The organism is Pseudoalteromonas sp. 2CM37A, assembly GCF_023161885.1.
GTDB classification, from domain to species: Bacteria; Pseudomonadota; Gammaproteobacteria; order Enterobacterales; family Alteromonadaceae; genus Pseudoalteromonas; species Pseudoalteromonas atlantica.
In genome coordinates, this window is the sequence record NZ_JALNTJ010000003.1 from 268,911 (window position 1) to 290,259 (window position 21,349).

16 protein-coding genes and 1 other RNA gene are annotated in these 21,349 nt (G+C 39.6%); 7 read left to right on the forward strand and 10 right to left on the reverse strand.

Annotated elements, in window-relative coordinates; genetic code table 11:
- Window positions 1-41: 41 nt before the first annotated feature.
- The 3 genes from rnpB (at window position 42) to MTF68_RS08630 (ending at window position 3,913) form a co-directional block, all read left to right on the forward strand.
- Window positions 42-406: RNase P RNA component class A (rnpB, locus tag MTF68_RS08620), an RNA gene on the forward strand.
- 123 nt (window positions 407-529) lie between these two features.
- Entirely contained in the window at window positions 530-961 is a 432-nt protein-coding gene (locus tag MTF68_RS08625) for a tyrosine-type recombinase/integrase (protein WP_348983621.1), read from the forward strand.
- A gap of 294 nt (window positions 962-1,255) precedes the next feature.
- Window positions 1,256-3,913, forward strand: coding sequence for a type I restriction enzyme HsdR N-terminal domain-containing protein (locus MTF68_RS08630; RefSeq protein WP_248462238.1), 2,658 nt, complete (start codon window positions 1,256-1,258; stop codon window positions 3,911-3,913).
- 242 nt (window positions 3,914-4,155) lie between these two features.
- Here the strand turns inward: MTF68_RS08630 and MTF68_RS08635 are convergent, their stop codons facing one another.
- From MTF68_RS08635 to MTF68_RS08655, 5 genes are all read right to left on the reverse strand, one after another.
- Entirely contained in the window at window positions 4,156-5,568 is a 1,413-nt protein-coding gene (locus MTF68_RS08635; protein WP_004589118.1) for a sigma-54 dependent transcriptional regulator, read from the reverse strand.
- Window positions 5,565-7,271 carry a transporter substrate-binding domain-containing protein gene (locus MTF68_RS08640; RefSeq protein WP_248462239.1) on the reverse strand — a complete coding sequence of 569 codons (1,707 nt, stop codon included), beginning with the start codon at window positions 7,269-7,271 and terminating at the stop codon, window positions 5,565-5,567. Before MTF68_RS08640 ends, MTF68_RS08635 begins: the two co-directional genes overlap by 4 nt.
- Window positions 7,272-7,763: 492 nt before the next feature.
- The gene (locus MTF68_RS08645; protein WP_248462240.1) at window positions 7,764-8,825 is read right to left on the reverse strand and encodes a putative porin; all 1,062 of its coding nucleotides are present in this window, start codon (window positions 8,823-8,825) and stop codon (window positions 7,764-7,766) included.
- Between the two features lie 33 nt (window positions 8,826-8,858).
- Window positions 8,859-10,130, reverse strand: coding sequence for a dicarboxylate/amino acid:cation symporter (locus MTF68_RS08650; RefSeq protein WP_248462241.1), 1,272 nt, complete (start codon window positions 10,128-10,130; stop codon window positions 8,859-8,861).
- Between the two features lie 521 nt (window positions 10,131-10,651).
- Window positions 10,652-11,722 (reverse strand): mechanosensitive ion channel domain-containing protein, encoded by a 1,071-nt coding sequence (locus MTF68_RS08655; RefSeq protein WP_052026279.1) that lies wholly within the window; start codon window positions 11,720-11,722, stop codon window positions 10,652-10,654.
- Between the two features lie 131 nt (window positions 11,723-11,853).
- Here MTF68_RS08655 and MTF68_RS08660 point away from each other — a divergent pair, with 131 nt between their 5' ends.
- Entirely contained in the window at window positions 11,854-12,816 is a 963-nt protein-coding gene (locus MTF68_RS08660; protein WP_004589124.1) for a YihY/virulence factor BrkB family protein, read from the forward strand.
- On the opposite strand, the gene MTF68_RS08665 is transcribed toward MTF68_RS08660, so the two are convergent.
- Window positions 12,813-13,703 carry a LysR family transcriptional regulator gene (locus MTF68_RS08665; RefSeq protein WP_004589125.1) on the reverse strand — a complete coding sequence of 297 codons (891 nt, stop codon included), beginning with the start codon at window positions 13,701-13,703 and terminating at the stop codon, window positions 12,813-12,815. The genes MTF68_RS08660 and MTF68_RS08665 overlap by 4 nt on opposite strands.
- 73 nt (window positions 13,704-13,776) lie before the next feature.
- Entirely contained in the window at window positions 13,777-16,797 is a 3,021-nt protein-coding gene (locus MTF68_RS08670; protein ID WP_248462242.1) for an EAL domain-containing protein, read from the reverse strand.
- 345 nt (window positions 16,798-17,142) lie between these two features.
- On the opposite strand from MTF68_RS08670, the gene MTF68_RS08675 reads away from it, so the two are divergent.
- Together MTF68_RS08675 and MTF68_RS08680 are read left to right on the forward strand one after the other, a co-directional pair.
- The gene (locus tag MTF68_RS08675) at window positions 17,143-17,985 is read left to right on the forward strand and encodes a pirin family protein (protein WP_248462243.1); all 843 of its coding nucleotides are present in this window, start codon (window positions 17,143-17,145) and stop codon (window positions 17,983-17,985) included.
- A 21-nt stretch (window positions 17,986-18,006) separates the two neighbouring features.
- On the forward strand, window positions 18,007-18,987 hold the full coding sequence (locus MTF68_RS08680; protein ID WP_248462244.1) for a glutathione S-transferase family protein: 981 nt from the start codon (window positions 18,007-18,009) through the stop codon (window positions 18,985-18,987).
- A 70-nt stretch (window positions 18,988-19,057) separates the two neighbouring features.
- On the opposite strand, the gene MTF68_RS08685 is transcribed toward MTF68_RS08680, so the two are convergent.
- Genes MTF68_RS08685 through MTF68_RS08695 form a run of 3 tightly spaced genes read right to left on the reverse strand, consistent with a single transcriptional unit; the run spans window position 19,058 to window position 20,102 of the window.
- Entirely contained in the window at window positions 19,058-19,300 is a 243-nt protein-coding gene (locus MTF68_RS08685) for a hypothetical protein (RefSeq protein ID WP_004589129.1), read from the reverse strand.
- 10 nt (window positions 19,301-19,310) lie between these two features.
- Window positions 19,311-19,757 carry a hypothetical protein gene (locus MTF68_RS08690; protein WP_024033307.1) on the reverse strand — a complete coding sequence of 149 codons (447 nt, stop codon included), beginning with the start codon at window positions 19,755-19,757 and terminating at the stop codon, window positions 19,311-19,313.
- Between the two features lie 6 nt (window positions 19,758-19,763).
- Window positions 19,764-20,102 (reverse strand): hypothetical protein, encoded by a 339-nt coding sequence (locus tag MTF68_RS08695; RefSeq protein WP_004589131.1) that lies wholly within the window; start codon window positions 20,100-20,102, stop codon window positions 19,764-19,766.
- A 769-nt stretch (window positions 20,103-20,871) separates the two neighbouring features.
- Between MTF68_RS08695 and mraZ the strand changes: the two genes are divergently transcribed.
- Window positions 20,872-21,330 (forward strand): division/cell wall cluster transcriptional repressor MraZ, encoded by a 459-nt coding sequence (gene mraZ / locus MTF68_RS08700; RefSeq protein ID WP_004589407.1) that lies wholly within the window; start codon window positions 20,872-20,874, stop codon window positions 21,328-21,330.
- Window positions 21,331-21,349: the final 19 nt, after the last annotated feature.

Genomic DNA, 21,349 nt, shown 5'->3' on the forward strand with positions numbered 1-21,349 from the left:
CTTTACTGCGTACAAGGCACAGCTCATGTATACTGCGCGCCGAGTTAGCCAAGATAATCGCTGCCTGTGACGAAAATGATCAGGGGGAGGAAAGTCCGGGCTCCACAGGGCAGAGTGCCAGCTAACGGCTGGGGGGCGTGAGCCCACGACAAGTGCAGCAGAGAGGAGACCGCCAACCCTCGGGTTGGTAAGGGTGAAAGGGTGCGGTAAGAGCGCACCGGGCCACTGGTAACAGTTGGTTGCAAGGTAAACTCCACTCGGAGCAAGACCAAATAGGGTTCCTTATGGCGTGGCCCACGTTGGAACCGGGTAGGTTGCTTGAGCCATAGAGCGATTTATGGCCTAGACGAATGATTATCACTTTCTTCGGAAAGGACAGAACCCGGCTTATATGGCTAACTCACTCATTCAACAAAAAAGCCCGCAGTTAACGCTGCGGGCTTTTTTGTGCCTAAAAATTAAGATAAGTTACTAGCTTTCGTCTATTTGTTAGCAGCACTCATTAGCATTTCAGCATTCACCATGTACTATAAAACGAGACTTTAAGCAGCGTAAACGTGGTGTTTTTAATAGCGAAGAACTTAATAAGTTTGAAGCGTTCGCAATGCAAACAAAACATGCGTGGCAAAAGTGGTCACTATTATTAGCCATGTACACAGGCGCAAGGCGCACAGAAATTTATCAGTTAAGAAAGCCTGATATCCGTGTTGAAGATGGTATTAATTACATATTAGTAACTGATGAACACGAATCACAATGCCTTAAAACTAATAACGCAAAACGTAAAATCCCTATCCATAAGCGTTTAATTGAGCTTGGTTTTTTAGAGTATGTAGAGCAATCGCAAGAACGTATTCTATATGAGATAACATCGGCTGAGAGTATCACTAGTTGGTTTGGTCGTTTAGTTGTAGACCTTGAAATACCAAGTGTGAATGAGCTAGACGAACTTCGCAGCTAGCACAGCTTTAGGCATACTTTCATAAGTAATATTAGAAATAACCACTCGTTTGATCTCTCACTGATTCAACAAATAGTTGGTCATGAACTTTTAAAAGGTAGGATAACTGATAAGTACACACACGGTAGTGCTAGTTTGAAAAGGCTGAGAGAAGTAGCTGATGCTTTTAAAATAAATATTCTTTAAAAACAGCCTATATTTGAGATACTCTTCATAAACAGCGATATTTTAATATGTTTTCTAACTTTTGACTCAGAGTTAGGGCATTTATATAGTAAAAATTTAAGGATGAATATGTGGCACCAAGCTCAAGTAAATAATGAAAGTGATGTAGAGCAAAAGATTATTTATCCTATGCTCAATAAAGCCTATCCCGTAGGTCTTGGTGTTGACGATATGTACATTAAAACTAAGGCAAATATTCGAAGGCTACAAATAGGCAAAGGACAAGAAGGGAAACTATATTTTCCTGATTACTTAGTTGTTATTGATGGTTACCCCGCTATTTGTATTGAGGCAAAAGCTCCAAAAATTGAACTTGATGAAGCATATAGGGAAGCACGTCTTTATGCGACAGAAATAAATTCATCAATTCAGTCAGGCGTTAATACTTGCCAATTTGTATTGGCAATAAATGATAAGGAGATTTGGTATGGGTACTCAGATCAAGCAGAGCCAGTAAATAAAATTAAAATCATTGATTGTGATTCAACTAGTGAATCTTTGAACGAGTTGCAAGTTTTTCTATCAGTAGATAAAGTTAAAAGTCATTTGCAAAAGGAATTAAGTAAAGTTTCAGCTTCATCTTCTTACAGCCGAGCAAAGTCATTACTAGGGGGAGCTGGAATTCAAGGTGAAGAGCTCGATAGGAATAGTTTCGGCGCAACTGTTACCTCTGCAATAGCTAATATCTTTAATCCTTTATCTTATAATGATAGAAAGTATGTCTCTCAAAATGCATACGTAAGTTCACGCCGAAAACAGCGTTATATTGAGCCCATAGATAAGTTAATTCGTGCTGCAAATCCAACTTCAATTAGTGATGCAGTTCAATTAGAGGATACTGAAAAGCCCAGTGAAATAATTTCAAAGTTGAACGATATAAAATCTTTAGACCGACAAGTTATGTTACTTATTGGCAGTGTTGGTTCAGGAAAGTCTACATTTATTGATTATCTTTTTAATAAAGCGCTAGATAAATCACTTACAGAAAAGGTCGCACCTGTAAGAATCGATATGAACAACTCCCCCCTAAGCCAAGACGAAATTTATTCTTGGCTTAGGCAGAAAGTTATTGAAGGGTGTAAAAATACGTTAAAAGAGATTGATTTTGACGATATATCCATTATCGAAAAAGTGTATGCTACAGAAATAAATAAAGCTAAAAAAGGTGACCTCTCATATTTCGATGAAGGCTCGTTAGATTGGAGAAGAGGGTTAAGGGAAGAAATTTTAAGATTAAAAGGCGATGAAATTCTAACTACTAACGCTTTCGTTAGATTTTGCTGTGCCGAGCGTGGTAGAACTCTAATTATAGTCTTAGATAATTGTGATAAAAAAGAAACCAAAGAACAGCTATTAATGTTTCAGGTAGCTCAGTGGATACAGGATTCTTTAAGGTGTCTGGTGATATTACCACTGAGGGACGAGACCTATGATAACTATAAACACTTGCCCCCTTTAGATACTGCGTTGAAGGATTTAGTTTTTAGAATTGAACCTCCCTTATTACAGCAAGTATTAGTAAGCCGGGTAAAGCTATCCCTCAAAGAATTAGAGGGGGGAGCTAATGAAACTCTTTCTTATGAACTACCAAACGGATTTCGTGTTGAGTATCCAAAATCGGATAGGGCTTATTATTTGACTGCAATTTTAAGTTCTATTTTTGAATATAATAACTTTGTAAGAAATATTATTGTTGGCCTGAGCGGTAGAAATATTAGGCGGGCTTTGGAAATATTTATAGAGTTATGTAATAGTGCGCATTTAGACTCCTCAGAAATCCTTAAAATCAGACACTCAGAGGGTACCCATAAAATCGCATTTCATAAAATTCTAACTATATTACTTAGAATTAATAAAAGGTACTACGGAAGCGAGGGATCGTATATTAAAAATTTATTCGATCGAAAAGATGATACTTCTCCAATAAATAGCTTCTCTAGGTTCTTAATTTTAACTTGGTTAAAGAGTAACAACCAAACTAGCCGAGGAAAATTTAAAGGTTACCATCCAATTAAAGACGTAGTAAAAGCTTTAAATGAAATAGGTATAAGTGAAGATACACTATTTGAAGAAATTCTATATTTAGTAAAGGGCAATTGTATTGTAAGCGAGGATTTTAAAACAGAAAACCTATGCTTAAGTACACTGATAAAAATCACTCCATCGGGAGAAATACATTTAGATCTAGCATCAAATATTACCTACCTTGCAACAATATCTGAAGAATCTCTCACAGAGACTCCAATAGCTGAAAAGGTGAAAAAGCGGATTATGCACTTAGATAATCAGATGTCTTATCAAAACTCTTTATTAAACGCTATAGACTTTTATGAGAGTTTAAAAAAGAACAAAGATGAACAGCTACCACCTTTTGAAGAATATATATTCGGCACTGAAAAAGTAGATTTAAACTTAAGCGAAATTGAAAAGAAAGTTGAGGCTGCAAAACACCGTGCCTCTGACGATCCTTGGTTTATGGCTGAAAAAACTTATGTGCGAGGTTCAACACACAGAGCTATTGTACAAAACAAAGTTGATTATTGTTGTTTCGTTAACTTTGAAGATGGTGCCATGAGTAGAATAAAAAATGAAGATATTGAAATCGAAATTGATAGTTTTGATGTTGGCGATATGGTCCAAGTAGAAATTTTGTGGGTTAATACTAGTCAAAGAAAAATAGGCGCAAAGGTTTTAGAGTTATTAGAAGAGGAGAAAGGTGAATTTTAAGTTGGTAATGATAAATCAAAGCTTTCTATGGACCACACACTTAAGTTTAATCTATAAAAGTACACAAATATTTTGCCAAAGCCTTTACATTCACTAAAAGATATAACATATTGATTTATATATCTTATATTTAAGTCTCCCTGTTAACTCCTAAAGCTAATTCACTCATTCAACAAAAAAGCCCGCAGTTAACGCTGCGGGCTTTTTTGTGCCTAAAATTTGATTAAGTACTTTGTAGTTTTTTAAGGCTCAGGCTGTCCTTTTTTAAGTCGCTTACTGAGTGCTGGCTGGGATATACCGAGTAGTTGCGCTGCCATTGATTGATTTGAGTTGCTACGTTTCATAGCTTCTGCTACCAGTAATTCTGCGGCTTGTTTTAAAGTGGGTAGCGTTGATGTTGACTCAAATAACGGCTTGGCAAGCTGGGCTTGCATATCTAATTTAGGCACGGCGCTGCGTACACTTTCAAACGCTTTCATAGACAGTGCGCCACTTTGGTGGGTGCTCATTGCATCAAAGGCCATGGCGCGCAGCTCTCTTATATTGCCCGGAAAAGCGTAGTTTTCGAGTAAAATTAATAATTCTTTTGGAATACTTGCCACCGGTTTATTAAATTCTTGTGCGGCAAGCGTTAAAAAGTGCTCGAGTAATAAGGCTATATCTTGCTTGCGCTCTCTAAGCGGCGGAATATTTACATGATGAATTTTTAAACGGTAGTATAAGTCGTTTCTAAATTCGCCATTTTCTTTTTTAGTGAGTAAATTTTGGTGGGTGGCTGCAATAATGCGCGCGTTGATGCGCTTTGGGGTATCGCTGCCTACTGGGTAATATTCGCCTTCTTGCAAAAGCCTTAATAGCTTTACTTGCGAGGCCAGGTTTAAATCGCCAATTTCATCAAGAAATAGTATCCCGCCTGATGCGCGTTCTATCATGCCTTTGCGGGCTTGCTCAGCGCCTGTAAAAGCGCCTTTTTTATGGCCAAATAAGGTATCCGAAAATAAGTTATCGTCAAGGCCGGCTACGTTTACACACACAAGCTCGCCACTGCAGCTACTGGTTTCGTGAATGGCTCTGGCTATAAGCTCCTTTCCTACGCCGCTTTCTCCGGTAATAAGAATAGGTTGTTGGCTATTTGATATAGACTCAATGTAATTAAACACCGAATGCATTTGATGATCCACACTAATAATTTTAGAAAACGCAGGATGCAGGCTTGTTTGGTTTTCTAGCAGATAGCCGCGCATGGCTTGGTTTTCTAAGTTTAGCTCTTGAAAACGCACCACCTGCATTATGCTATTACTTAGGCGTTCGGGATCTTCTGTTTTTACATGATAACCATAAGCACCTAACTTTATGCATTTTACAGCGGCTTCTACTTGGTTAATGCCGCTGATGATCACCACCGAAATGTGCGGAAAAAGCTCTGTAATTTGCGCTATAAGCTCATCGCCGCTGATATGTGGCATGTTTAAATCAAGCAATACAACGCGAACATTCCCTTGGTTTAGTTTGGCAATTACATCGCGGCTATCATTACATTGTACAATGTTGTTAATGCCGCAGTAGCGCTCTATTGCAAACGATATGCTTCGTAAAAAGCTGTTGTCGTCATCACAAATGAGGACCTCAAAACTAGGATATAAATTAGTATTCATAGTTCACTCTCGTGTTGTAATAAGGGTAGTGATAGCTTTACTTTTGTGCCTTTACCGAGGGTTGATTTAAAGGTGAGTTGGCCTTGGTGATCTGCCACGATCCCCGCTGATACAGAAAGCCCTAAGCCGGTGCCGCCAGATTGTCGTTTGGTGGTATAAAAGGGGTCGGTGAGCTTAATTAAGTGCTGTTGATCAATGCCTACGCCTTGATCTTCAATGCTCAGCACAACCTGATTGTGTTTAGTATGGAAATAGCTGGTGATAATAATTTTTTGCGATTTGTCTTCAAGCGCTTGGCAGGCATTTAAAATTAAATTAACGATTACTTGCTCGATGCGGCTGCCGCTGCCTTTAAACGCAGGCAGTGAGTTGGCTAAGTTAACCTCTAAGTGGTTTGTAGAGTTTTTAATTTGATTTGTGACTAAGCGAATAGAGCGGTTTGTTAGTAGGTTTAAATCTAGCTGCTCAGTTTTCTCATGCGATGCTTCACCTTTTACGGCAAAGCTTTTTAAATCCTCTACTATGCCTTTTACCTTGTTACTGGCAATGTGCATATCGTCTAAAATTTCTGGCAGCATATGTTTAAAGCGCTGATAGCTTACACCGGCAACAAGAAAGTCGCCTTGGCGTGCTTGATGCTCATCAAGTATGTCTGTTGCATCTTCAAAGGCTTCTTTTATAAACGGAAAATTTAACGTTAAAATACTACATGGGTTATTAATTTCGTGAGCTACTCCCGAAACCAGTACCCCCAGTGAGGCCATTTTATCTGCATGAAGTAGCTGTAACTGCTGGGCTTGTAGCTCTTTGGTGCGGCTTTCTACTTTTTTGCGCAGGGCTTTGTTCCAAATTATCACCACGGTGCTAATTAGTAGCAGCACCACTACACATATACCCGCTATTACGCCGGCTTTAGACCAAGGTGATACGTTTAACGGGCCAAACCATTTATCGTAAATTTCTTGCTGGCGGCCGGTGTTTTTTAAAATAGCTAAGCCTTGAGTAAATTGCGATAACAGCGCTTCATCTGCGGTTTTAGTGGCATAGCCATAAAGCCGGTTTCTTTCTAGGCTAGAAATAGCAGTGATGTTTGATAGCCCCAATTTTTTACTTAAATATAAACCGGGTAAGTTTGAAACCACTGCAAAGTCATAGCGGCCAGAGGCAAGCAAGCGCAGGGCATCGGCATGGGTTTCAACCGGTATAAGGGTAATGTTTAAGCCTGAGTGGTTAAGCATATCAAATGCCGAGCCATTGCTTTGTACAATAACGCGGTAGTTTTCAAGCTCGCTGTAGTGCGTTATTTTAGGGCTATTGTCGCGCGCAAATATAGAGTGGTTAACAAACGTGTGCGGGCTAAAGTTATACAGATCGGTGCGCTCGGGTGTGGCGGCCATGCCTTGTAAAATATCCACATTTCCACGGTCAAACTCGGCTCTTATTTCGGCCCAGGGCATTAGCTTTATTTTTATATTAAGCCCCATTACAGCGGCTATTTCTTGGCTAAGTTCTACGTTGTAACCTGTAAGTTCACCACCTTCGTTAATAAACTCATAAGGGGGGTAGTTAAAATCTCCGCCCACTATAATTTGTTTTGGCTGCGATAAATTAGCTTGTGCAATGCAGTTTAGGCTATTGAAACCCAGTAGGCTTAGTAGCGCTATTTTTAATACATAAAACCAAGCGTTTTGTTTAATAAACAAGTGAGTAAACCTCTGCATTTTTTAGTTGTGGTAGTGCGTTAGTAAATTGTCTAAACAGTACAAATAAAATGGCGTTTATGTTCCTTTTACAGCCGCAAAAAGGTTGTTTTTAGTTGGCAGCAGGGGACTATAGTCTGTATTTTAATTTTATATAAATTAGGTACTAACGAATTTATCATGGTTTTAAGTCTTATCTATTTATACTTTAAACTAAATAAGAATAAATTAATTGTTAATTAAGGTTTTTTGTAAGGCAGTTATGTCTTTTTAAGGCTGTTTAATAAAATAAAAGCGATTTAATATCGGCTATTAAATCGCTTTTATTGGTTGGGCCTATTTAGAGAATGTTGACCTGTGTAGATTAACGTTTTTCAAGCTAGGGCAGTTTAAGCAAGGCGCTGGCTTTTAAGCGAGTAGGCTTAATAATCGCTTTTGCTAAATACTAAACTCACTACTGTAAATTTAATCACGATTGGTCAACATGCCTTAGTACTAAAACTTCATGTTTAGGTTTACTTGAATGCGATCGCGGCCATTGTTGTTAGTGGGTATATCGTTATTAATATTATCCACGCTAAACCATCTTAAATCGGCATTTAGGTTCTCTGCAATTTTGTAATCTAGCTGTACACGTGTGCCTTTAATATTGGTATAAGAACCCGGAGTATTAGTTTGCGTAAACGCGCCGTTCATAGGCAATGCATAGGCTTCGGTACGTAGCACGTAAAAACGCAGGCCAAACTGTTTATTAATTTGATAACGAGCATGTACAGTAAACGCTGTATTTTCGCTGTCGGCTTCACTTGTGTAGTAATCGGCTGCAAAGCGCACTGGGCCATAACGTACATCAAGGTTGTAGGTCATTACGTTGCCTGCTTGGTCATCATCAAGACCCGACTCAGCACTGGCATAGGCAGTATCTGAGGCGCTAACAAAAATTCCGCCAATACCGGCTTTAAGGTTAATGTTATTAAAACTTGTAGCATATACACCTTGTAGCTGTTGCCAGCTAGCATCGCGCTTGCCTTCGCCATTATCGACGTTTTCTTCAAGAATAATATGCCCCGCATTAACGCTAAACGTATTGTTACTCCAGTTAGCTTGTACACCTTCTAGCGCTATATCGTCACGAAAAAGCAGCTCTGATGAATGCATATAAACGGGTGCCGCTTTACCAATATATACTTGGGTGTTACTAAGCCCTGTGTACTTCATAAAGGCGCGGTCTAAACCAAAGTCATCGTTATCGCTGGTATCGGTGATACCAAAGGTTTGATGGGTTGAATCGTGTTGGCTTGAGGTTGTTCTAAAGCGCATTTGCGCTGACCAGTTATCGGTAGCTGCGTATTTAATACCAAATCGGGCACGCAAACGGGCGCGGCTTGTTGAGTCAATTGTATCGCCTTCGGTGCGCTCAAAGCGCATACGCATATCGCCAAATAGCTTAACGGCTTCAAGGCCATTTAAACCTTCAATTGTAATATCAGCATGGGCTGGCTTAGCTAAGGCAATAACACCTAATGCAACGGGTAAATAGATAAGTTTACTAGTCATGGTTTGTTCTCTATAAAATTACTAAATCGAGGGTTATTGCTTAGCGGGTTGAGCCGCTGTGTTATCTTGGTTGTAAAGGGTTTCGTCAAGCTCGCCTTCGCTTTTACCAATTAATAAAGTAACCATTAAGTCGCCAGTTACATTTATGGTAGTGCGCGCCATATCTAAAATTCGGTCAATACCGGCAACTATTGCAATGCCTTCAAGTGGTAAGCCAACGGTGGTCAGTACTAGCGAAAGCATAATAAGGCCTGCACCGGGTACACCAGCGGTGCCTACAGAGGCTAAAGTAGCTGTAGCTATAATGGTTAAGTAATCTGTTGTGGTGAGGTCAATACCAAAGGCTTGGGCAATAAACAGTGCTAATACGCCTTGGTATAAAGCGGTGCCATCCATGTTAATAGTGGCGCCTACTGGCAGTACAAAGCTTGATACAGTACGCGATACACCTAAGTTTTGAGTGGCGCATTTAATGCTGGCAGGTAAAGTACCTGAGCTACTTGTGGTGGTAAAAGCAATAATTTGCGCTTCAATAATACCTTTATAAAAACGCTGTGGATTAAGCTTGCCTAGTAAGCCTACAAAGCCGCCACCCAACACTAAAACGTGAATAATGCAGCCTAGGTACACTAAGCCAATTACTTTTATAAGTGGCAGTAAAACATCCAGTCCGTACTTGCCAGATACCCAAGCCATTAATGCAAATACACCGTATGGTGCTAGCTTCATTACAAGCTCAGTTAATTTGTACATTGCATCGGCTAGGCTTTCAAACATTTTGCTAGCGGGTTCGCCTTTTTCACCAATTAGGTTTAAAGCAATGCCTAAGCTCAACGCAAACACTATAATTTGTAAAATATTACCAGAGGCTAATGAGCCCACTGGGTTTTTTGGTACTAAACCTACAATGGTGTCTACTAAGGTAGGGCTTGGTTTAGCATCAGCCACTGTGGTTGCAACCATATTTAAGCCTGCGCCAGGTTCAAACAACAACCCAAGACCCAAACCAATCGAAATAGCTACTGCGGTGGTGGCTAAATAAAATACGATTGACTTAACACCAATACGACCCATTTTAGTGGTGTCTTTCATTGAGGTAATACCAACAATTAATGAGCAAAATATAAGCGGTACAATTAACATTTTAATGGCGCTAATAAATAGCTGGCCAATTGGTTTTATATATTCAGCATTATTGCCTAACAGCATGCCGGCAATAATACCCGCTATCATACCTATGAGTATTTTTAGCCAGAGCGCCATTTTTTTAGGCTCGTTGTTATTAATACTTGTTGTATTGGTCATAGTGTTATTCCAATTATTTATAATATTTAGTGGGAGCTATTTAACTTTTGCTTAGGGCGTTAACGCGCATATTGCACTGGCACGTGCACAGGCCACACAAGGGGCTTGCAATTTTATGGACAAGCTTTCGTTAGCCTTTTTAGATAGGGGTTGTTTGTACTCGTGCATAATTAAGCTCTAAAGTTGTTAGATTATTGTTATTGCATTAATAATGCCAAGCACGGTTTTGTTAATAACGTATTGAATGTTATTGGTTTTATTGTTTTTGGTTGGTGGGTTGTTAATATAGCTTTTTGAATAATTATTAATAATGAAAGGCGGGTTAAAGGCGGCTTAAATGATGGTTTATAAATAACTCATTTAAAATCAATGAGTTGATAGGTGTATAACTTTTATTATTGATATAACAAAAGTTATATTTAATGCATTAATTAATCATATTTTTTGATTTTTTAGGGTTTAAAACATTATTAAGTTGTAAATTGGCTGTATGTGGTTTTATTTTTTCTTATACGTTTAACTTAGATAATATTTTTACCCTGTTCAGGATCCCGTGATTTTTCGGCTTGATCACGAATTTCGTCGGTATCACTACTTACATCATCAACCGTTTCATTTTGCTGCTGCAGCTGCTTAGAGCTTTGCTGAGCAGTTAAAGGTTGCTCAGCTTTGTTGGTGGGCTTTTGTGTATCACTCTCATCAGGTGCACTGAGTAAAATACGCTCGCGGGCATCATCTGGCATACTGATGTTTTGCGCTGTAAATTCGGTTACTAGCTCACGCATTAACTGCGAGGCCACTTTTAACGGACTATGTTGTTCGCTGTTAACCCAAAAAAACAGATTAAAGTTAATTGTTGAGCTGCCTAAATTATTGATCAGCACTTGTGCTGGTGGCTCAGTAATAACACCCGTTTGCTTGTTTGCAATTTCAAGGGCGAGTGTTTGGCAGTAACGAATATCGTTATCGTAACCTATGCCAATCACCACCTTGGCACGCATTTTTGGATTTGCAGTTAGGTTTTTAATGGTATTTTTATAAACCGTGGCGTTAGGTATTTGTATATGGTTGCCATCGTAATCAACTAAGGTGGTTGCGCGAGCGGTGACCTTTTTAACCACACCTAAGCGGCCATCGACTTCTATTACATCGTCTATTTTAAATGGCCGTTGAACGCTCAACAGCAAGCTAGCAATAAAGTTCTCTGCTATGTCTCTAAAGGCAAAGCCCAATATTAAGCCTATTAATCCGGTACCGCTCATAATGGCAATAGCAAATTCGGTAAGTCCTGCTAAACGTAAAAATAAATACACGCCCAGCAATAAAATTAAAATGCTAATCCCGCGTTTGGCCACTAAGTGCACAAGTTTACTGTCGGTCATATAAATGAGCGGTTTTACTAACAGCTTAGACAAAGGACTGGCGACAAAGTAGCTAATAGTTAAAAGTATAAAACCTAATAAAAGAGTGGGTAATATTTGCGCTGTTGCGTGAAGTAATTGCAAACTTTGGGCGTATAAATACTGCCAACTGAGCACGCTTTCTGGGGTGTTTAAGGCATTCACAGCCGTGGTGTTCACTGCAATTAGCATAGTTATAAGGCTGTTCATGGCGTATTACCTTGGTATTTTAAATAATCTAGCAAGCAGCAAGTTTAATACCAATGCCAAAAGCACAGCTTGGCAAACTTTTTGCTCGATAATAGGCTAAAAAGGAGCAAACAATGAGCAAACCTAAACGGGGACAACATGCCGAGCAGCCAGTGCACATTCCGGTTATTGGTTGGTGGGACATAGCCAAACGTATTTTTAAGCAAATGAGCCAAGACAACTTATCGCTGGTTGCAGCGGGCGTTGCGTTTTATGCCTTACTTGCTATTTTTCCTGCTATTGCTGCAATGGTTTCTGTGTATGCGTACTTTTCATCGCCCACCGATATTAGTGAACACCTGAGTAAAATAGTTACCTTATTACCGCAAAGCACGAGCGATTTAATTTTATCTCAGGTCTCGAGCTTGGCTCAAACCTCAAACGCCAGTTTAAGCTTAAGTGCAATTGGTACACTTATTCTTACTATTTGGAGTAGCTCTAAAGGCAGCCAAGCGCTTATTACTGCCTGTAATATTAGTTATCATGAATACGAAAAACGCTCATTTTTTCATGCTCAGTTAGTACGTTTTTTATTTTCTGTAGGGGCTATTTTAGTGGCTATTTTTGCTTTGCTAATTATAGGTATTTTACCCATAGTACTAAATTTAGTGGGCTTAAAAGAAAGTATAGACTTACTAATAAAGTTAATATCGTGGCCATTACTCGCCTTTATGTTTAATTTTGCATTGGTGCTTTTGTATCGCTATGCACCACACAGAAAACCCGCTAAATGGCGTTGGATCACACTTGGCTCGTGTATTGCGACTGTATTATGGATTTTAGCCTCAATTGGTTTTTCGTTTTATGTGTCTCACTTTGCAAGCTACAACGAAACGTATGGTTCGTTAGGCGGGGTAGTGATTATGCTAATGTGGCTCTATATAAGTGCCTATATTATTACGCTTGGGGCGGTAATAAATGCGGCAACCGAACAACAAACAGCGAAAGATAGTACCAAAGGCCCCGCTAAAGAACGCGGTAAACGCGGAGCCTATGTTGCTGATCACCTTGATGTAGATGAGCCGACAAACTCTTAGCCCGGCTCGTTATTGCACAAGCTTATGAGATGCTGAGTAAATGCTTGGCCAACGGGGCCTAAACGGTCATTGTCGGTGCACATTAAATAAAGCTTTAAGGAGCGGGTTGTACCTTGCTCTAAATTAAGGGGCTTAAGTGTGTTGTTTTTAAGATAAGGTTTAATTTGTGCACTAGGCAGCCATGCATAACCAAAGTTTTGGCTAACCATATCAATAGAGTTACGTAAGTGACTTACTGTCCAGCGCATATCAGCCCCAAGCCAGCCGTCGTCGTGGCTGGTGTGGGTGGCCGAATCGCGAACAACTATTTGCCTGTGTAATTTAAGCTCTCTGTAGGTCAGTGGTTCAGTGCGCTGGTGTAAGGGGTGATCAGGGTGCGCAACGGCAATAAATTCTATATCGCACAAGCTATGGCAATTAATGCCATAAAGCGCAATAGAGGTAATTGCTAAGTCGACCACTGCATTGGTAAGTAATTCGTTTGCGCCATTAAGTACGCTTTCTATCAGTTCTATTTTTACCAGCGGGTATTGCTCATTAATATGGCTTAGCGCTTGGTACAATAAATGCTGCGGAAACACTTCATCTACCGCTATTTTTAATGTGCTTTCAATACCTTCGCTTAATGTATTAGCAACAGATTCTATTTTGCTGGCTTCATCTATTAAAAATTCGGCGCGGCGCAATATAAGCTTACCGTTTTCGGTTAAATACGCTTTACGGCCTTTTACTTCAAGCAATTTTACTTGCAGTGCCGACTCTAACTTTTGCACTGCATGGTGCACGGTTGATTGGCTTTTAAATACCGCGCTGCTAGCACCGGCAAACCCACCATGCTCTACAACAGCTTTAAACATTCTCCATTGCTCGAGTGTTGCCTTTGCCATTTTAAACCTTGTTACTACTTACTATTGATTAAACTACCTGACCGTGTAGACACTCTATTTATTGCGTAACTACTTATTTATTATTGGCAATAACCATTTTTTTGCTGCTCAGCAACGTCATAAACTCTTTTTTAGGCACTGGCTTTGAAAACAAATAACCTTGCCCGTAGTCGCATCCTGCTTTTAGTAGTAGTTGCATTTGTTGCTTCGTTTCAATTCCTTCAGCAATAACTTTTAGACCAAGCTGGTGGGCCATTACAATAATGGCTTCACATAAAGCAAGCTCTTGGCTCCCTGCCTTGATATTATCAATAAAGCGTTTATCTATTTTTAGGTAATCGGTATCCATTTCCTGTAAGTACGCGAGCGATGAATAGCCGGTGCCAAAGTCATCTAGCGCTAATTGCACACCTGACTGGACTAATGTTTTTAAGCGACTTTGAGTTAGTGGCTCTGGGTTGACCATAAGGCCTTCTGTGATCTCGGCCACAATAGAGGAGGCGGGTAGTTTGGCTGCTTTTAAAATCTCACACCAATCGTCAATTCCGCTATCGATTGTTGATAACTGCATAGGAGAGACATTTATACTAATTTGAAATTGCTCCCCCATGGTGGTGTTTATTTCTTTTAGGGTGTGTATTGCTTGTGTAAATACAAATTGGCCCAGCGCATTTATTTGCCTAGTTTCCTCAGCAAGCGGTATAAACGTCGCCGGCGAGACTAACCCCTTTTTAGGGTGGTGCCAGCGAATAAGCCCTTCGGCTTTATGAATGTGCAAATCGTTTAATGCCACAATAGGCTGATAAAATAGCTCAAATTGTTCAAGCTCTATGGCGGAGCGTAAATCTTTTAATAGCTGCATACGCGCTTGCGCATGAATACGCATATCTTTTGAAAAAAACTCAAACCCATTACGGCCGTTATTTTTAGCTTTATACATGGCTTGGTCAGCAGCTTTTAATAGCAGCTCTGTACTTTGGCCATCGCTAGGTGCGCATGCAATGCCCATACTAGCGCTAATAAATAGCTCCTCGTCTTCAAGCTGTATACTTGATGAAAGGCTTTGCAGTATATTGCTGGCAATTTGGTTTATATGGCGACTGCTTTTAACGTGGTCGTATACAATCACAAACTCATCACCGCCAATACGTGCGACAAAACTGGCGTTTATTGCAGCTTGAATTATCCGTTGAGAAACTAACTTAAGTAGATTATCGCCATAATGATGGCCTAACGTGTCGTTAATATCTTTAAAGTGATCAATATCGAGCAGCATCACAACAAGTTCGCATTTATCGCCTGTTACTTCATCAAAACGCTTATTTAAACGCTCTTTAAGCTCTAGCCTATTTGGTAAATCAGTTAAGTGGTCGAAGTGAGTTTTTCGCCATATGGTTTCATCGGCTTGTTTTTTTTCTGTTAGGTCGGTAAAAATGGCCACCCGGCGAGTAGGCATGTTTTTATCGTCGTACACGGTATCTATAATGAGGTATTCGCTATAGGTGTCGCCATTTTTTTTACGATTAATTATCTCACCCTGCCAACGGCCAGTTTCTCTGAGCTCTGCCCACATTTTTTCATAAAATGCTTTTGAGTGTTTGCCAGATGCTAAAATACGACTGGTTTTACCTATCGCTTCTTCTTTGCTGTATTGGGTTGTTTCGCAAAACGCAGGGTTTACGTCATAAATAATGCCGTCGGGGTCTGTAATCATCATCCCTTCACTACTATTACTGTAAACAAGCGACGCTAAATGAAGTGCTTTTTCGTTGACCTTTTTTTGGCTTATATCTCTAAGAACAATAATGTATTCATTATTAGTGAGTGCATTGATTCTTGCCTCAAAAAAGTGCTCTTTAGATTTTTTAAACAATGTAAACTCAATGGTTTGTGAGCCATCTAAAGTACCTAATTGAGAAAGCAGTAACTCTGCGTTGGCCTCAGAGAGTACATCAACTAATTTTAAAGCTTTGCCTGTCTCAACATTTAGCACAGGGCTAATATAGCCGCCAATATAAAGGATTTTGCCTTGGGCATTTATACGTATGTAGGTATCGGGTAAAGCATTTAATAAGCTCATTAACTCGTTGTGCTTATTTTTTAATTTAGCCTCTGCAGATAGCCGGGTTTGTGCCATAACAGCAAAACGGTCATAAAGCGCGCGCAGCTCTGGGCTATTGGGCTTCTTAATATGTTTGGGCATAGTGCCATTTGCCAGTTCATCTGTGGCTTTGGTTAAATTAGCGATAGGCTTAAATATACTTTGTTTAATTAAGCGCCTAGCGAGCAACACCAACAGGGCAATAGCCGATAAAAACGCAAAAATGGTTTTAGCAAAGCTTTCATTCACTTTATTAATAAAGTCTTCAACCGAAACGGCTATATAAATATCTAAATTATTATCATGGCCGTCTTTGTATATAACTGAGCGGTGAAAAACCTGGTTTTCGCCTTCTGCATTTTTAAACACGGTTAACGAGCTTTTATCGTGAAGTAAATCTATGTCAGTAATTTTTTGGCCTAAATTACGTGGTTGATTAGGGTAGTTGGCCAGTATTAAGCCATTAGAGTCGGCAATAACGGCCTTGGCATTGTTAGGTAATTTAGCTTCGCTTAAGGCGATATTCCACCAATTCAATGCAATAACGGTAACCAGTGTGCCTTTTAGTTGGTTATTACTATCTATAATTGGGTAGGCAAAATTGACACTTTGCGCTTGAATACTTCGGTCGTATTGAAAATACCCCACCGAAAAACTTTTATTACTAATGGCATTTTGAAAATAAGTACGATCGCTAATATTAATATTTTTACTACGACCATTTGTCACGCACTGTAGGTCGCCATTTTTATCAACAATACCTATATTTGCAATATTCTTATAAAGGGCTTTTATTTCGTAAAAGTAATTAGGGCAGGTTGTGGGGAGTGTTTCATTTTTTGCTGTTTTATCGGCTAAATAAATAGTAATACGTTTAACATCATCAACCATTGTTTTTTGATGTTGTGTCAATTGCTTAGCTATATTTACTATTCTTTCTTCACTTTTTTCAATGGCAGCATCACGCTCATACCATAGCGTAAATACCGTCACAGCGGCGCCGGGAATGCTAAGTAGGATGAGTAACCTGTAAAGCTGGCTTTTAAGCGATGAAGTAAAAATAAGTTTTCCTTAAGCTCTGCGTCCCTAAAAAGTGATTGTAGACATAAAAGCAAAAAATAACCATACAAAATATAGGGTTGCACTAAAAAGTTATTAGAAATCAGCTTAAGTCTGTGTTTTTAATCATGAAGCTTATTATGCCAAATAAACGAATTATCAAAATAAGCACTCAACTTTCTAAAAAATAGAATGTTTTGCTCGATTTAAAGACATAGTCGTATTGTTTTATGAATGCTTTAATAAGCTCATTAATTAATCTACTACAGTATTTTAAATATGAACATAGCAAAAGTGTTAACTGCTTACGCCACCCAAGATGGTGATGGTGTAAACATAAGTCGAATACCTGGTTTTGATGGCAAATATCTCGACCCTTTTTTAATGATTGATGAGCTAAAGTCTAACAATGAAAGTGACTATATTGGTGGCTTTCCACCGCACCCTCATCGCGGCATTGAAACCTTTACGTACATTATTAAAGGTGGCTTTGAACACCAAGATCAAATGGGCAACAAAAAAGCGATCCGATCTGGCGATGTACAATGGATGAGTACAGGTAGAGGCGTAATGCACAGTGAAATGCCACTGACAGATGCAAAAGAGGGGCTGCATGGCTTTCAAATTTGGATCAATATGCCCAGTGGCGAAAAAATGCGTGCGCCACGTTATCAAGATACTACACAAAATCCAGCGCCTGAAGTCACTAATAAGCACGGCGTGAGCTTTAAAGCTCTTGCGGGTAATTGGCAGTTTGAAGATTGTACGTTAACGTCGAGTTTGCAAAGCTTAGCGGCCAATGCTGCACTGGCCAATGTTACTCTCCCCGTTAATACACGCATCCAGTTAGCAGGGCTTAAACAACGTAAAGTGATGATTTATGTTCATACCGGTGAGCTTATTACAGGTGACGAGCAAACATTTAATGCTGGCAAGTTGCTTATATTAAGTGAAAACAGTGACATTGATATATCTTCACAAAAGGGGGCGGGGATACTTATTTTAGCGGGTAACCCACTTGAGCAACCTATTGCACATATGGGCCCATTTGTAATGACCACGCAAGAGGAAATTAAGCAAGCGGTGCGTGATTATCAAAACGGTGAATTTGGCAACATTTAATAATTAATTGAGGAGGTTATTATGGGTTTATTAGTTGATGGTCAATGGCAAGACAAATGGTACGACACCGACTCGAATAATGGTAAATTTAAACGCGAAGCAGCGCAGCTTCGTAATTGGATCACAAAAGATGGCAGCCCTGGACCTACAGGAAGTGGTGGGTTTAAGGCGCAAGCAAATCGCTACCATTTATATGTTGCCTTAGCGTGCCCGTGGGCGCATCGCACACTTATATTCAGACAGCTAAAAGGCCTAAGCGATATTATTAGCGTATCGGTAGTCAGCCCAGATATGTTAGATAAGGGGTGGAGCTTTGATAAAGATAACCTCAGTAGCGGCGATGATTTATTTAATAGTGAATACTTACATCAAATTTATACTAAGCACGATGAAAATTACAGTGGGCGAGTAACTGTGCCTGTGCTTTGGGATAAGCAGCAAAATAAAATTGTTAGTAATGAATCTGCAGATATTATTCGTATGTTTAATACCGCATTTAATGAAATTACGAATAATACGGATGACTATTACCCAAAAACACTACAGGCTGATATTGACGAAATTAACGACCTTGTTTATACCAATATTAATAATGGGGTATATAAAGCGGGTTTTGCAACCACACAAACAGCATACGAAGATGCATTTACTGCGTTATTTAAAGCACTTGATAAAGTAGAGGGCATACTAAGTAAAAATCGCTACCTGATGGGGAGCACATTAACTGAAGCGGATTGGCGTTTATTTACCACACTCATTCGGTTCGATAGCGTGTATGTAGGGCATTTTAAGTGTAATTTACGCACCATTGAAAGCTACCCAGCGCTGAGTAACTATGTACGTGAGTTATACCAAATAGAGGGAGTAGCCAGTACGGTTAACCTTGAGCATATTAAGCGGCATTACTATTTTAGCCACACAATGATCAACCCAACGCAAATTATACCAAAAGGGCCGGCGTTAAACTTTAGCCAAAACCATAATAGAGACGAGTTGGGCTAAGAGGTATTAGAAGGCATTAAAGTAAGCGGCAATTGCACTTTTAAAAAAGCTTTTATAAATGCAATTGCTGCTATGCAAATAACTTTACCAGCCAGCCGTATTTTCGCACAAAGCTGGTTTCGCTTTTGCCAGCTTGAACCGTTGCTCCGGCTAAAAAGGCTGATGCCAATCCTACCTTGGTGGCTGCAAAGCGCTTAAAGCGATACTTTATTGCTGCATGGTGCTGGCGTTTTAATGCATGCTGTAAATCCATTTGCTTATTTAACGTGTCAACGTTCTCATTGGGTTCTTTAATTAGAAAATTAACGAGCATGGTTATTTCCTTATAGATTTAAAAGTTGCTTCACACTTTTAATCGTTTTACTAAAGCCAATTTTATTGCTTAGGTATACGGTATTTCGCCAAAGCCAAATTAAACAAATTATTTGCGCGAGTGCAGCAGTCGCAAAGCTAAGCCAAACCGAGCCAAATAAATCATATACACCGTAGCCAATTGCACCTAGTAAGCCGGCCCACAACAAAATCAAACCACTGGCAAAACACCCTAAAAATATAGTGATCAACGCCATTGATCGTAACGACAGCTTCCACTCAGCTTTTGCAAGTTGGTGGGTAAGCTTTCCTTGCGTTTTATAATCCTCCTTGAGCTGGTCAGAGTATTCAATGATCTTTGCTATATGATCCTGCCAATCATCCTTTTGGCTAGGGTCATCAGTTGTTTGATTTTGAGCATTACCGTCCGTGGTTGCTGTTGTTTGTGAGCTACTCATTATTTATTACTTACGACGAAATAGTGACGTTACAAGCATACCCGCCGCAAAAGCAATACCCGCTGTTGCTAGCGGATTTTCTGAGGCAAAAGCACGCGTTTTTGCGCTGCACTCAGTTAGTTTTTCACGAGCAATAAGTTGTTTTTCGCTTAGTGCTTCTGCAGAGCTTGAAGCGCCTTTACGTACGCTTGACTCAGCAACTGATGCCTTGCTTGAAAGTGCATCTACTGCATCGTGTGCTACAGACGTTGCTTTTTCAGTCAACGGTGCCTCACTCTCTTTTTGTTTAAGATCAGGTTTCATGTTTGTTTCAGTATTCGGTTTTGTATTTGTTGCAGTAGCCATAATCAATCCTTAATAAATAAAATAAAAAAATTTAACTGGTGCTGTAGCAGATGCAACGATTAAACCAACCATTAAAAATAATTTAACCACTTGATTTTATTGTTTTTATATATTTAAGGTAGGGTGCGGTAGATTAAATAAAAAGCAGCATGAAGTAAGTATTGCTGCTGTGCTAAGTAAATTTTACATGCCTATAAACTTAGGGCCTGTTTACCTTTAGAGATTTAATTTGCAGCAGTCTGTTTGGGATTTAGGCAAGGTAGAGCCTATGTAGTGTGGTTATTCCCCATAAATAGGCGATAACGACGTATAAATGTCAAACAGGCGCTGCCCGAAGGGTTCTGCCTAGGGAGCATTTACTCTTTGTTACTCGGTTTTTACTTAGCCCACTAGGTTACAAACCTCACGCCGCGATTAAATACCCCCTAGATTGAACAAATTATAATCCTTAAAGGTCAACAGGCCCTAGATTCATTTTTTTGTAATTATTCATTGATTATTCAGTAAGCAAATTATGTAAACCAAACGTTATTTGTATCGCTTAAAAAAAATTTTATCTACTACCTCCACTTTTTCCCACGTAATTCAATCGCTTTGCGTAAAGCCTTATTTTTTCTAGCTTAGCGAGACGTTAAAGCTGGTCAGCTTACTTGACAAAAAGGCTTGTCAAGCCCTAAACTGGAGCACTGTGGTAAAAAGTGGTTTTTAGTGGATCTAACTGGATCAAATTAATCGAAACTCGATTACACAATTTAAAAGTAGGCTTTTTATGTTTCGTGGCGCTAGTTCACTGAGCTTGGATGATAAAGGACGTTTTGCGGTACCGACTAAGTACCGAGACGCTTTGCTGTCTGAAGATCAAGGAACGGTAATATGTACCATTGCGCTAAACGAGCCGTGTTTATGGTTGTATCCTCTTGCACAGTGGCAAGAAATAGAAAGCCGCTTATCTAAAATCTCTAATATGAATCCACGCGCTCGCCGAATGCAACGTATGTTGTTAGGTAATGCCACAGAGTATCAACTTGATAAAAATGGTCGAATTTTGCTGGCGCCTTCATTGCGTAGCCACGCAGAACTTGGCAAAAAGATCATGCTAGTTGGTTTAATGAATAAATTTGAAATTTGGGATGAAGCGCGTTGGCACGAACAAATGCGCCAAGACACTGAGCTGGAGAGGCTCGGCGATTTTGAAGCAAACCAAGATTTAGATAATTTCACACTCTAACGGCACTAAAAAAGGCAAA

Excerpts from the sequence above, each read along its gene's own strand:
- MTF68_RS08630 (WP_248462238.1), top strand. The coding sequence starts at position 1,256 with ATGTGGCACCAAGCTCAAGTAAATAATGAAAGTGATGTAGAGCAAAAG.
- MTF68_RS08635 (WP_004589118.1), bottom strand. The coding sequence starts at position 5,568 with ATGAATACTAATTTATATCCTAGTTTTGAGGTCCTCATTTGTGATGAC.
- MTF68_RS08645 (WP_248462240.1), bottom strand. The coding sequence starts at position 8,825 with ATGACTAGTAAACTTATCTATTTACCCGTTGCATTAGGTGTTATTGCC.
- MTF68_RS08650 (WP_248462241.1), bottom strand. The coding sequence starts at position 10,130 with ATGACCAATACAACAAGTATTAATAACAACGAGCCTAAAAAAATGGCG.
- MTF68_RS08655 (WP_052026279.1), bottom strand. The coding sequence starts at position 11,722 with ATGCTAATTGCAGTGAACACCACGGCTGTGAATGCCTTAAACACCCCA.
- MTF68_RS08660 (WP_004589124.1), top strand. The coding sequence starts at position 11,854 with ATGAGCAAACCTAAACGGGGACAACATGCCGAGCAGCCAGTGCACATT.
- MTF68_RS08665 (WP_004589125.1), bottom strand. The coding sequence starts at position 13,703 with ATGGCAAAGGCAACACTCGAGCAATGGAGAATGTTTAAAGCTGTTGTA.
- MTF68_RS08675 (WP_248462243.1), top strand. The coding sequence starts at position 17,143 with ATGAACATAGCAAAAGTGTTAACTGCTTACGCCACCCAAGATGGTGAT.
- MTF68_RS08680 (WP_248462244.1), top strand. The coding sequence starts at position 18,007 with ATGGGTTTATTAGTTGATGGTCAATGGCAAGACAAATGGTACGACACC.
- MTF68_RS08685 (WP_004589129.1), bottom strand. The coding sequence starts at position 19,300 with ATGCTCGTTAATTTTCTAATTAAAGAACCCAATGAGAACGTTGACACG.
- MTF68_RS08690 (WP_024033307.1), bottom strand. The coding sequence starts at position 19,757 with ATGAGTAGCTCACAAACAACAGCAACCACGGACGGTAATGCTCAAAAT.
- MTF68_RS08695 (WP_004589131.1), bottom strand. The coding sequence starts at position 20,102 with ATGGCTACTGCAACAAATACAAAACCGAATACTGAAACAAACATGAAA.
- mraZ (WP_004589407.1), top strand. The coding sequence starts at position 20,872 with ATGTTTCGTGGCGCTAGTTCACTGAGCTTGGATGATAAAGGACGTTTT.